This is a genomic window from Rossellomorea sp. GAMAL-10_SWC (assembly GCF_049568075.1).
In the GTDB taxonomy this organism is placed as follows: Bacteria; Bacillota; Bacilli; order Bacillales; family Bacillaceae_G; genus Gottfriedia.
Genome location: NZ_CP144911.1, coordinates 110602 through 124135, shown reverse-complemented (window position 1 = coordinate 124135; position 13534 = coordinate 110602). Strand labels below are relative to the sequence as shown.

Below are 13534 nucleotides of genomic sequence, written 5' to 3'. Positions count from 1 at the left end.
ATTAAAAAGCAGAAAAACTCATACATGTTTTTCTGCTTTTTATTTTCAATTATTTTAACAATATAGCAATATTTCTTGCAGTTCTTTCAATATTTTCAAATGCGTTTATCATAATATCTTCAATCGGTAAGATTGCAGGAATCGTAGGGAAAATAGCATCGATTCCGTGTTTATACAATTCCTCGATCCCATCACCAATACTACCACAAATTGCAATTACTTTCGCATTAGCTGGGGCACAAGCAGCCGCCCCAACAGGTGCTTTACCATAAATTGTTTGTCCATCCATTCTGCCTTCTCCTACAATTACGATGTCAGCATCCTTGCATACTTCTTTAACATTTAATTGGTCAAGAACTAGTTCAATCCCTTTTTTAATTGAAGCATTTGCGAAAAGCATTAGGCCTGCACCCATGCCCCCACCAGCTCCACTTCCGGGGATCTGTGAAACGGATTTATTTAGATACTGCTGAGCAATCTGATAGAAATTTCCCATAGCTTCATCAATTATAGCTAATTGATTCGCAGAAAGTCCTTTCTGTGGTCCAAAAATATATGTTGCTCCATTTCTACCAATCAATGGGTTAACAACATCAGCCGCAATTGTGATTTTTACATTATCTAATAGCGGTGACCTTTTTTCATCAGACATTGAAGCTACTTTTAGCAATGTTTCACCATTGCATTCAATTTCCTCACCGTTTTGATCGAAGAATTGGTAACCTAGGGCTTGAGCCATCCCAATTCCACCATCATTTGTTGAGCTACCTCCAACACCAACAATAAGCTCAGAAGCTCCACGCTCAATAGCATAAAGAATTAATTCGCCAACACCAAAGGAAGTAGTTTGTAATGGATCACGTTTTTCAAGCGGTACAAGATGTAAACCACAAGCTTCAGCCATTTCTATAAATGCCGTTTTATTATCCTTAGAAAAAGCAATTTTAGCTTGAACAGTTTCATTAAGAGGGCCTGTTACATTAATGGTTTCTACTTCTCCACCATTTGATGCGATTAAAGCTTGAACAGTGCCCTCCCCTCCGTCAGCCAATGGTAATAAATGATACTCTGCATTAGGGAATACGGAATGAAAGCCTTTATGAATGGCATTAGCTACATTCGTTGCATCCAAGCTTTCTTTAAAGGAATCAGGTAAAATAACTACTTTCATTTGTCCTCCTTAAAGTGAAGCGATAATTTGATCTGTTACGTTAAATAATTCACCATTAATTTCAATTGCAACCTCTGTATCAGTATGTTTAGTCACCATTACAGATTCTTGCGTAATTGAAATCTCAAGATTTTTACCATGCCATTGGAACGGGAAAGAAAGTTTGTCCCAATTTTTAGGTAAGTTTGGATTAATTTTCAACTTATTTGCTTCCACCGTTATGTTTGCAAAACCAAAAATTATTGCTAACCAATTAGCACCTAATGATGCTGCATGAATTCCTTCATCTGATGACTTCGGATTAGGTCCTAAATCGATTAAGCAAGCTTCTCTGAAAAGTCGATAAGCATTTTCTTTTTCGCCACATCTTGCAGCAACAATTGCATGAATTGCTTTACTAAGTGATGAATCATGAATTGTATGCTCCTCATAATAATGCAAATTCTTTTTGACTACATCTTCTTCAAATAAATTTGGGAATAGATATAGTAGCATAACTACATCAGCCTGTTTTAAAATCTGCATTTCATTTACTTCTTGTCGTGTATAATCAAAGAGAATTGCCTGGCTACCTTGTGTCTGTTTATAAATCGATAAATCAATCTCAGGTTTTGTTAAAAATGTATCATCCTGTGGAATAATTTTGTCTTCGTTTGGTTGTGGTAAGTAAAGTCGATTTAAAAAGTCATTTCCGCTCTTTACTAGGTCTTCTTCTATTTTATGATACTTTTCCATATACCTTAATGCCTGTTGAACATTATAATAAGCCATATAGTTCGTATAAGCATTGTTGTTAATATGTTCTGTATATTCATCAGGTCCAATTACATCATTAATTGAAAGTACTTCATTTTCATCAGTCGTACGACTAATCCAAAAACGTGCAGTTTCCTTTAACAATTCTAAACCTTCATTTGCCATAAATACATCATCAAATGTATTTTCATAGTATTGACATACTGCAAAAGCAATATCAGCAACAATATGATGCTCAGCTATAGCTGAAGCAACCTTTTGACGAGTACCAGTTAATATATTAATAGCTGCATATTCAGGAGTTTCCTCCATTCCAGAGTATGCACTTTCCCAAGGGAAAAGAGCTCCAGCATAACCATTTTTAGTGGCTTTATCTTTTGCTTCTTTTATATGAAGATATCGATATGTTAATAATTTTCTTGCTACTTCTGGTTCAGTAAATAAATGAAAAGGTGCAATAAAAATTTCGGTATCCCAAAATACATGTCCTTTATACCCTTCACCTGTTAAACCCTTTGCTCCAACACTAACCCTTTCATCATGTGATGGTGTCATTATTTCAATATGGTAAAGTGAAAAGTCTATTGCGATTTGATCAATCTCTTCCTTTGAAGAAATGGTAACACGCTTTTGTTCCCAAAAATGATTCCACTTAATAGCTGAACTTTCTAGTAGACAATCGTATCCAGCTGATCTATTTTCTTGAACAGCCTGAATACTAGCTTGTGTAGGCTCTTCTTTTCCTTTATCAATTGAAGTATAGATTGCACTTATTTTTTCTAATTCGAACGACTGATTAACGGTTAAATCTTGTTGAATGATTGCCATAAGTTGACGGTTCTTTGCCATAAAAGAAACGTTACTAGTACTAGGTACATTACATGATGATGCTAAAGCGATTGTGTGATTACTTTCAGTTGTACTATATACCGCATGCATGATTTTTTTATCGATCACACGAATGTTTTCTTCTAAAAGGTGTTGCTTTCCAAAATTAGATGTCTGTGCATCAATACCAGTCGTTATTTTAATTGATGCATCACAATCCAAACTAATCACAGTAATTTTTGATGCAAGTAAATGTAAATTATCTTTTGAAACAAATCGTTGGAATTTTAAACAAAAACGATGACCATCTTTGTTTTTCCATACGACTTCTCTTGTTAGTTCTCCTTTTTGCATATTTAAAATACGCTCATAAGAAAGGATTTTACCTGTAAGGACAGAGAAAATCTCGCCATTTATTTCAATCTTCATACCAATTAAATCTGGTAAATTTACGATTTCTGTAACATCATTTGCTGTGAATTTATTATAAACTCCTGCTACGTACATTCCTCGAGTTTGTTCTGAATAGTATTCTTCATGACTTGCTCGTAAACCTAAATAGCCATTTCCTAAAGCCATAATTGTTGCGTATTTATTGATAGATTGTAAATCAAATTTATTTTCGTTAATTACATTTACTTCTTTCATAAAGATATACTCTCACCTTTTTCAGCTGATTGATAGATCGCTTCAACAAGTTGTTGGATAGCATAACCTTGTTTTCCATCTGCTAACATGACATTCTTCCCTAAACAACGATCAACAAAAGCAGCCATGCTTTTCGAATGACGGTCAGGATCAGCTTCTTCTCTCTTTAAAAGCGTTACAAGCTCTCCTTTTTCATCTGTGTAGATTTCCGCTGGAAACATCAAAGCACCAGCTTGATCTCCACAAAGTTCTACATTCATTTCTGATTTTTCTTTTATATTCAATGCAAAGGATGTTTCTAATTGAATTAAGCATCCATTCTCTAATTCAATATAAGAAAATAAAGAATCTTCTACTTCAAATTTTGAAGGATCCCATTTACCAAATGCACCTTCATCTTTCTTATGACCAATTTTCTTAAACATTTTTGCTGTTACTTTTTTAACCTTTGGATAGTCCAAAACGTAAAGTGCAGTATCAAGCATATGGATTCCTAAATCGATTAGTGGTCCTCCGCCTTGGATTTCTTTATTAGTGAAGTTACCCCAACCTGGAATGCCATTTCGTCTTAAAGCCTTCACTTTAACAAAATAAATTTCGCCCAATAAACCTTGCTCTATTTTTTCTTTTACGATCGAAACATCATCAGCAAAACGGTGATGAAAATCATAGGCAAGTATACGTCCCTTCTCTATCGCTGTTTCATACATCTTTCTAGCATCTTCAGCTAAGATAGCAGGTGGTTTCTCACAAAAAACATCACAATTATTTTCTAATGCTTGCATAACACTTTCAAAATGAAATTTATTTGGAGTACAAACACTAACAATGTCAGGTCTTTCTTTTGCATACATTTCAGTAGCATCAGTGTAAAAGTTAGGAATATTATTTCGCTCTGCAAAGCTCCTTAGTGATTCTTCATTTACACCTACTACTGCAACAACTTCTAAATCTTCTCTAGTTTTATAGTAAGCAACGTGAACTTTTTCAGCTATTTGTCCCCCGCCAATAATAGCTACTCTCTTCTTAATCACAATGCTACTCCTTTCAACTTAAAGCTTCTTTTATATGATGAAATGCTTTAATGTACTCATCCTCTAAGTTAGTGCCACGAACACGACATTCAAATGTTAAATAACCATCATAGCCATCAATCCTTAATTGCTCGAAGTGCTTTTTAAAATCTAATGATCCACTCCCCGGTTGGAAGCGATGATTATCTGCAATGTGAATATGTTCAACTAAATCACGATTATTGTGAAGTGCTTCTGATATACTATCTTCTTCAATATTCATGTGATAAAAGTCAGCAATTATTTTCACATTTTCAAACTGATTATCTTCAATATATTTACGTGCATCAGCCAAAGTATTAATCATATGATCTTGATATCTGTTTAATGGTTCTAAGTAAATTATAGTTCCTGTTTCACCAGCTACTTTATCTAGAAATTCAAGTGATTCAGTAACAGCTTTTCGGTCTCCCTCTAAGCTTCTTGGAGAAGCCATAGGTGGTAATCGGAATGTAAACATCCCCCATGCTGCTGGAACGACAATCCCTTTTCCTCCAACTTCTTTTAATGCTTTTAAAATTTCTTCAATATCAGCTAAGCCTTTTAGTCGACGTTCTTCAATAAAGTCGCCAATCCATCCATAATAACCACCACAAGCTGTAGTTACAGGTAAACCAGTCTCGGCGATTGCTTCTTTAACCTCATCTAAATGATCAACTAAATATTTACCATCGATTTCAAAACCTTCAAAACCAATTTCTTTTAAATAGCTAAATTTTTCCTTTATGTTTTCTGGGAAAAATGCTTGATTTTGTGTTCCAATTTTCATCTTTTTTCACTCCTAAATAGAGGGGAGTGCTATACACTCCCAAAGTTCTTCTTTTACTTATTGAATTGAACACCCATCTTGATACTTAGTTCAGGTTTTTGATCAACAAATTCCATATATGATTCGGCTACTTCATTAAACGAAACAACTGGTTCAATTAAATCTTCACAATTTAAATACCCGTTCATTAATAATTCCCAACAAGTATTTTCGATACGTTTACGTGACCAACGAGGATAATCTGGGTTCGGTTCACTACTGCCTCGTGAAAATACAATCTTTGCATTATTAAAGTGAGCTTCACGACCAAGATTAAATCCTTCTGGGAAAGGTTTTGCAAATGCGATATAAGAAATTGTTCCACCGTATGCAATTCCTCTTAACGCTGCTTGAAGTGCACTTGAAACACCACTAGTTTCAATAATTGAATCTGCACCTAATTTATTTGTTATTTTTTTAATTTCGTATCCTAAATCACAAGCTGTTGGGTCGAAGCAATAGTCAGCTCCATTTTTTAAAGCGATATCACATCTGTGACTAATCGGATCTACACCAATTACAATACTAGCGCCAGCTTTCTTTGCTAATTGGATTGCAATTTGTCCAATCGCACCCAAACCGACAACTACTACGTAATCGCCCGCTCTAACATTTGCGTCTCTAACACCGCTCATCGCAAATTGTGCTGGGTCATAATAAACTGCATTCTTCCACGTTGAACCTTCTGGCATTTTACGTAATTTATAGTTATCTACAGCATTAACAATTACAGTTTCCATTATTTGACCATAAGTACAAACTTGATCACCTAATTTATACTCAGTCACGTCATCACCAATTTCACAAATACTACCTACAACCATATTTCCTAATTGAAATTCACCAAATACGATTCCACGTGCAGAACCTTCTTCACGTGGCATAAACATTTTCCACTCTTCATTGAACTCCTCATCAATAAATGGGCTAAGTCCTCTAAAATCAACCACTTCTGTACCATGTTTTGGTGAAGCAAATTCTACTTTAATTTTTACTTCATTTGGTTGTACTGGGCGATCTTCGTACTCAACTAATGCTGCAACTCTCGGTTCAACTGCTACTAATTTTTTCATTTTATTTCATCCTTTCAGTAAAAAATCGTTTCGAATTAACCTTTTACTCCACCCTCAGTTAAGTTACCTTTTATAAAGTGCTCAGATAATGCATACATAATAACTACAGGTAAAGCTGTAACTAAAGATGCTGCCATCATACGACCCCACACATAATCTGGTGTACTAAATAAAGTATTTAAACCGATTGGTAACGTAAAGTTTTCTGAACTTGATAAGAAAATCGATGCAAATAAATAATCATTCCATGCAATCATAAATGCATATACGAAAACTGAAACGATTCCCGATATTGATAAAGGAATAATAATATAGAAGATTATTTTTAATCGACTAAGGCCATCAATCATAGCCGCTTCTTCTAAATCTTCAGGAATTGTATCGAAATAACTCCTTAACATAAAAATCGCTGTTGGAAGAGTTTGCACAATCATCGTAATGATCAATGCCATTTTTGTATCATATAACCCAAAGCCAGAAATTATTTTGAATAAAGGTACTACTAGTAAAATCCCTGAAAACATATATACAGTGTAAAAACTAGCATTAATTGTGACTCTTCCTTTAAATTTCAGTTTCGATAATGCGTAAGCTCCTAATATTCCAAGTACTACTGATAATGAAGCTGCTATTAATGAAACGATTAAACTATTTTTGAAGTAGTTTAAATATGGGAAAATTGTTGGATTAAAAATGTCAATATAATGCTGGAAAGTCCATTCATGTGGCAATATTGCCGGATGTGTTGCAATTGCTTCTTTTGAACTTTTTAATGACGTCATTAGCATAATAAAGAATGGAAATAACATGATTCCAAGTATTAGGATCAGCACAACGTAGAAACCAGTTTTCTTAATAATTTTATTTCTTTTGCTACTTACTGCTGCCATTTAAGTTCACCCTCTTTCTTGATACGATAATAACAATGAATAATATGATGAATAAGATTACTGAAATTGACGATGCTTTTCCTAGATTATTGAAAGCAAACGCTGTTTCGTATAAATAAATACCTAAAATATTTACTTTGTTTGTTAACAAATAAACATCTGTAAACATGTAGAACATCCAAATAAATCTTAAAGTTACAACAGTTAGTAATACCGGCATAATTGCTGGTAAAGTTACAACCTTAAACTTTTGCCAAAGTGAAGCTCCATCAATATCAGCAGCTTCGTATAATGACTTATCAATCGTTTGCAAAATTGCTAAAAACGAAATAAACGCATAAGGGAAATACTTCCAAATTGCAAATACGACTACAACTATAAAACTACTAACTGGATTATCAAACCATAGTGGTGCAGTTTTAAATAGATGGAAAACATCCGTTCCCAAGTAATTAATAATCCCATATGAGTTATTAAACATATATTTCCAAGCAAAAACTAATGAGATAGATGGCGTTACATAAGACAAGATAATTAAAGAACGAGCAGTTTTACGAAACTTAAATGGTCGATTAAAGAATAATGCAACACCAAGACCAACTACAGTACTACCAACTACAGTTAATACTGTATATAGAATGGTAATTCCTAGAGATTTATAAAACTCAATATCTTTAAGAACATCTGTGTAGTGAGATAAACCAACAAACTTAGCTGGTAATCTAGGGTTAATTGGCTGATCAAAAAAACTTATTTTTATATTAGATAACATCGGATAAGCAACTAGTAATAATAGAAGTAAAATACTTGGTAAAAGTAGTACCATGGCTAGCTTTATATCAGATTTTTTTCGGACAATCGGTTTCATACTACCTCCTAAAAACAATCTATTCTCTCATTTGATAGATTGGTGATAAAGAAAAGTTGTTTAAAAAGCAACTTAGCTTGCTTTTCAAGCGTTCGTTCTTCTTAAACAACTTTCAGTAATTAAGAATCAAATAATTAATACTTGGTATTAAAAGTAATTATTTTATTACACCTTTTAATTTTTCTCCCGCTTCTTTAATAGCAGAATCTACGCTTTTTCCACCAACAGTCACTTCATTAATTAACTTGGCAACTGCTCCTGAACTTGTAACATCACCCATTTTTAAGAAGTTCTTGTTATCAACAAGACCAAATACTTGAATGTTATCAAACGCGCTTGCGATTTCAGTTGAAAGCTCACCAAATGAATTGACAACTTTATTTTCTTTATATTCTTTGCTTTCTGTTACATCTTTATTTACTGGTTGAGATCCACCTGGGGACATTAATACTAACTTCGTATTATTTTCAGGTTTTGCCATAAACTCTACTAATTTTTCTGCTGCAGCTTTTTGGTCATCATCTAAACCAGAAGAAATCGTGTAAGCAGATACTGTTCCATAAACTGCTTTTGTTTTTTCAGTTGGAATGACAAATCCAATATTGTTTGTTTTTCCTTCTTCATATACTGAAGGAAGAATATAAGTTGAGTAAACGGCCATTGGAGCAGTTCCATTCATAAACGCATCTTTTACTTCAGTAACATCATTAGAACCTGGCATTGTGTATTTTGATAATTCTTTGTAGTAACTTACAGCTTCTTTCATTTCAGGTGTATCTAATGTTAAATTACCTTTGCTATCGAACATATTTGCATTATTTGATAAAGCAAATTGTGAGAAGGCTTGCTCAGAAAAACCACCTTCAACAGTTGGAAGTGCAATACCGTATTTTTTACTTCCACTATTCGTAAATGCCTTTGCAATCTTTAAAACATCATCCCAGTTTTTAGGTTCTGCGAATCCTTTATCCTCAAGCATTTGCTTGTTATACCAAATTCCTTGAACCCAACCACTAATTGGTACACCTGTATAATTTTTGCCGTCCTCAGTTTTTAAAAGCTTTAACGCACCTTCATAATACTTATCTTCTCCAACTTTAGAGATGACTGATTTAACTGCATCTTTATCAATTAATTCATCTTTGTCCATAACTTTTGCATAGTCTTGTCCAACTTCAATTACTGCTGGAAGTTTACCAGAGCTTGCTAACGTTACAACCTTTGTATTATAAGCATCTTCCTCAACTGGAACTTGCTTTACTTTAATATTTGGATTTGCTTTTTCAAATTTTGAAATTAAGTCTGTAATAACCGCTAATCTTTCTTGTTCAACAGAAGAATGCATAAATTCAATCGTTACTTTACCATCCTCTTTTTTACCACCACAAGCTGTTAATCCAACAGCTAACATTAAAACCAAGAACATACTTAGAAATTTCTTCATTGTTCTTCCTCCTAATTTACTGGTTTTAACCAAATGTATTGATATGGATCTAAAGAAATAGATTCATTAAATTCTTCAACTTCTTCAGTTAAAATATTTAAATATTTTCCATTGAAACTGCATATAACTTTTTCATTTGAAAGATTATGAAGAATGACAATGCTATCTTCTTCATCTACTCGTTTAATAGCGAATACATTTTCGTTCAGATCAAGTACTTCCATTTTTGTATTCGGATTAAATAGTTTTTCTTCTTTACGTATTCGAATAATATTTGTAAGTTCTGTAAAAATCTTATTTCTTAATGATCCAACTTCATTTAATTCATTTTCAATTTCAACAAATGAATATTTTTGACGATTAATCGAACGATTCATACCTGTTCTTTCAACACCTGCATAATCATTTCTTGAACCAAGCATACTTTGAATATAAATTGCTGGTACTCCTTGGAATGTTAGTAAAATTGAATGTGCCAATAAGAATTTCTTTACTCTTAGTTCATCACTAGATGATTGTTTATTTAAAGCATCTAAGTAAGTTACATTAATTTCATATGGACTTTCAGTACCATCTGAATTTTTCTTATAATTTACAAGTGCACCTTCTACTTTTAAATCTTCTACTAATGAAAGTATTTCTTCTTCAGGAATAATCCCACGAATCGGATTTAAACCAATTCCATCATGAGAAGCCAAGAAGTTGAAGAACGTTGTTTCTTCTCCAGATCCTTCAAGATTTTTTGCCCAATTTGTTAATGCACTTCCATTTCCTTTATGAAGTGAGTATAAAACTAATGGAGGCAGTGGAAATTGGTAAACCATATGCGCTTCATCATGTCCGTTACCGAAATAAGAAATATTATCCAAATGAGGTACATTTGTTTCAGTAATCATTACTGTGCCTTTTGCAGCTTCATCTAATAAATCACGGAATAATTTAACGATTTCATGCGTCTTTTCTAGGTGGATACAAGAAGTTCCAACTTCCTTCCACATATATCCTACAGCATCAAGTCTTACATATTCTGCTCCTTGTTCCAGGTAAAACAGTAAAACATCAACCATATCTAATAAAACTTGTGGATTACTAAAGTTCAAATCAATTTGATCGTCACTAAATGTTGTCCAAATGTATTTTTCCTCACCATTCGCTAAATTAAACTTTGATAGCAATGGAAGTGCTCTAGGTCTAGTTACTGAGCTTAAATCAATTGATGGATCCATTTCGACGAAGTAATCTTTATATTTTGAATCACCATTCAAATAGCCTTGGAACCATTCACTCTTACTAGAAATGTGATTACATACATAATCAAACATGATTCTCGTTGATTTTGATAAATTCTCAATATGTGACCAATCTCCTAATTCAGGATTAACTTTTTTATAGTCAACTACTGAAAAACCATCATCTGATGTATAAGGATAAAAAGGTAAAATATGAACAAGTTCAAATTTATTAGCTAAATGTTCATCAAACATTTTTTTAAATGTTTCTAATGTTGGTTTTCCATCTTCTTGAAACTGATCGCCATAAGTAATTAAAACAACATCTGACTCATCCCAATTTTGTTTTCTTTTTTTAGTAATGTTCAATTTAGCTTCTTCAATTCGTTTCTCTATTATGCTATTAATCTGTTTTATATCTTCATTTTTATAAATAAAAGCTAATCTTTCTTTTATTTTACTCATATGATCCCTCCTTGTGGTATCGCTCCCACAGAGATGTAAAAAAAGTTGGTACACGTTTGGTACCGCTCCCAAATTCAATATATTATAGAAAGCGCTTACTGTCAATTTAAAATATTTATAAAAATTTATTTTTTTATTTACACTCTATTTACTTTAATAGAATAATTTATTACGTTTTATTTTTATTACTCACCATTTAGTATTGCTACTTTTTCCTATTCTCCCTATAATTGCCCTTGTAATAATTACAACATGAAACAAGTTTAATTTTACTATTCGCTGTTCACAGTCTTGACAAATTTTAAAATAAATCGTTACTATCAATGTATATTATGAACAATATTTTTTTGGAAGCCGCTCCTAGCTATAAGTCACAAAAAAATATTTTGATATATTTTTTTAAATGTTATATGATCATAATTTTTTTAAAATAATTAATAGCGATAAAATGTAAACGTTTTTACTAAAATTACTTTAAACCAGAATGGAGTATACAAATGGGCCCTACAATTTATGATATTGCTCGTGTAGCTAACGTTTCAAAGTCCACTGTATCTCGAGTGCTAAATAATAAAGATAATATTTCAGAAGAAAGTCGAAATCGAGTAATGAAGGCAATTGAAGAATTAAATTATCAGCCAAACAAATTAGCTCGAGCACTTACATCATCAGGCTTTGATGCAATATTGGTGATGTCTCGTTCTACGAAAACAACTGCCGGAAACACGTTTTTTTCTGAAATTATTCACTCTATTTCAACGAGATCAGAAGTAGAAAATTTCGATGTCATTATCCAAACATCTAAAAATAGCAAAGATGAATTAAATAAATGTATCGAGAAAATTCGAGGGAAAATGATTAAGGGAATTCTAATGCTGAGTTCACCTGCCAATGAAGACTTTTTCAAAGAATTAGATAAATATGAAATTCCAGTAGTAGTTATTGGAAGAGTTGAAGGAAATTATCAACATATTTATTCAGTGGATACTGATAATTTTAATGATAGTTATCAATTAGTCCAACACTTAATCGATCAAGGACACACTGACATTGCATGTCTTCATTCTTCTCTCGATTACCATGTATCGATTGACAGATTGGAAGGATATAAAAAATGTTTAGTTGATAACGGAATTCCACTTCGCCCTGATCGAATTATTGATAGTGGTTATACAATGGAAAGTGCATATGAAGTTTCCGAATCACTTTTGAAATCAAAAGATTTACCTACTGCAATTTTTGCGATAGATGATCTAAAGGTTATTGGACTCTATAATACAACTGCAAAGTTAGGAATATCTATTCCAAAAGATATATCAATTATTGGATATAATAATGGCATTTTTTCACCTTTATTCTCACCACCTCTAACTGGGATTGAAATTCCGATTATGAAGCTTGGTGAAATAGCTACAGACCTACTGTTTAAGCGAATAAAAAATGAACCTGAAAAATCAGAGCACATTATTGTTCCAACAAAGCTGGTCGAACGAAAATCAGTTGCCAAAATAAATTGATTGAAGTAACGGGGGTACCATTTTGAATAAACAAATTGAAGCGATTATTTTTGACTTAGATGGCGTAATTACGGATACTGCTGAATTTCATTATTTAGCATGGAAAAAACTAGGTGAAGATTTAGGAATTCCTTTTGACCGAGAGTTTAATGAAACGCTAAAAGGAGTAAGCCGAACAGATTCATTAGAAAGAATCCTAGAATTAGGAGAAAGACAAAATGATTTCTCCGAAGCTGCAAAAGATGAGTTAGCAACGAAAAAGAATGCTCATTATGTTGAACTAATCCGTAATATTTCTGAAAAGGACCTATTACCAGGAATTGAATCTTTCTTACTTCAAATCAAGAAAGCAGGCATTAAAATTGCGATGGCTTCGGCTTCAAAGAATGCATTAATGGTTGCTAATGCTTTAGGAATTACCTCGTATTTTGATCATATTGTTGACGCTGCAACGGTCGTCAATTCAAAACCAGATCCAGAGGTATTTCTAAAAGCTGCTAATGCAGTTTCGGCTAACCCTGAAAACTGTATCGGTGTGGAGGATGCATCTGCAGGAGTTGAAGCAATTAATGCTGCAAATATGTTCTCTATTGCAATTGGAGATTCTACAATTTTAAGCCATGCTAATTTTGTTTTATCATCAACAGAAGAATTAGAGCTTAATAGAATTATTGATAAGTATTCAGCATCATAAATTATATAAGAATAACTTGTTCATCTATATAACCCCAAAAAACGAAAATCTCATTTTTAAGATTTTCGTT

General features: G+C 32.9%; 11 protein-coding genes. 2 read left to right on the top strand and 9 right to left on the bottom strand.

Annotated elements, in window-relative coordinates:
- Positions 1 to 49: 49 nt before the first annotated feature.
- From V5E38_RS00600 to V5E38_RS00560, 9 genes are all read right to left on the bottom strand, one after another.
- Positions 50 to 1171 carry a glycerate kinase gene (locus V5E38_RS00600; protein ID WP_499211795.1) on the bottom strand — a complete coding sequence of 374 codons (1122 nt, stop codon included), beginning with the start codon at positions 1169 to 1171 and terminating at the stop codon, positions 50 to 52.
- A gap of 9 nt (positions 1172 to 1180) precedes the next feature.
- Positions 1181 to 3403, bottom strand: coding sequence for a glycoside hydrolase family 65 protein (locus V5E38_RS00595; RefSeq protein ID WP_499211794.1), 2223 nt, complete (start codon positions 3401 to 3403; stop codon positions 1181 to 1183).
- Positions 3400 to 4434 (bottom strand): Gfo/Idh/MocA family protein, encoded by a 1035-nt coding sequence (locus V5E38_RS00590; RefSeq protein WP_499213485.1) that lies wholly within the window; start codon positions 4432 to 4434, stop codon positions 3400 to 3402. Before V5E38_RS00590 ends, V5E38_RS00595 begins: the two co-directional genes overlap by 4 nt.
- 16 nt (positions 4435 to 4450) lie before the next feature.
- Entirely contained in the window at positions 4451 to 5245 is a 795-nt protein-coding gene (locus tag V5E38_RS00585) for a sugar phosphate isomerase/epimerase family protein (RefSeq protein WP_499211793.1), read from the bottom strand.
- 53 nt (positions 5246 to 5298) lie between these two features.
- Positions 5299 to 6357 (bottom strand): zinc-dependent alcohol dehydrogenase, encoded by a 1059-nt coding sequence (locus V5E38_RS00580; RefSeq protein ID WP_499211792.1) that lies wholly within the window; start codon positions 6355 to 6357, stop codon positions 5299 to 5301.
- Positions 6358 to 6392: 35 nt separating this feature from the next.
- Entirely contained in the window at positions 6393 to 7247 is an 855-nt protein-coding gene (locus tag V5E38_RS00575) for a carbohydrate ABC transporter permease (RefSeq protein WP_499211791.1), read from the bottom strand.
- Positions 7231 to 8115 (bottom strand): carbohydrate ABC transporter permease, encoded by an 885-nt coding sequence (locus V5E38_RS00570; RefSeq protein WP_499211790.1) that lies wholly within the window; start codon positions 8113 to 8115, stop codon positions 7231 to 7233. The genes V5E38_RS00575 and V5E38_RS00570 overlap by 17 nt, the downstream gene beginning before the upstream one ends.
- A 157-nt stretch (positions 8116 to 8272) precedes the next feature.
- Positions 8273 to 9559 (bottom strand): ABC transporter substrate-binding protein, encoded by a 1287-nt coding sequence (locus tag V5E38_RS00565; protein WP_499211789.1) that lies wholly within the window; start codon positions 9557 to 9559, stop codon positions 8273 to 8275.
- 11 nt (positions 9560 to 9570) lie between these two features.
- On the bottom strand, positions 9571 to 11253 hold the full coding sequence (locus tag V5E38_RS00560) for an alpha-amylase family glycosyl hydrolase (protein ID WP_499211788.1): 1683 nt from the start codon (positions 11251 to 11253) through the stop codon (positions 9571 to 9573).
- Between the two features lie 497 nt (positions 11254 to 11750).
- Here V5E38_RS00560 and V5E38_RS00555 point away from each other — a divergent pair, with 497 nt between their 5' ends.
- Both V5E38_RS00555 and pgmB read left to right on the top strand, forming a co-directional pair.
- Positions 11751 to 12770: a LacI family DNA-binding transcriptional regulator gene (locus tag V5E38_RS00555; RefSeq protein WP_499211787.1), complete on the top strand. Its 1020-nt coding sequence runs from the start codon at positions 11751 to 11753 to the stop codon at positions 12768 to 12770.
- A 22-nt stretch (positions 12771 to 12792) separates the two neighbouring features.
- Positions 12793 to 13464, top strand: a complete 672-nt coding sequence (pgmB, locus tag V5E38_RS00550) for a beta-phosphoglucomutase (protein ID WP_499211786.1) — start codon at positions 12793 to 12795, stop codon at positions 13462 to 13464.
- Positions 13465 to 13534 lie beyond the last annotated feature (70 nt).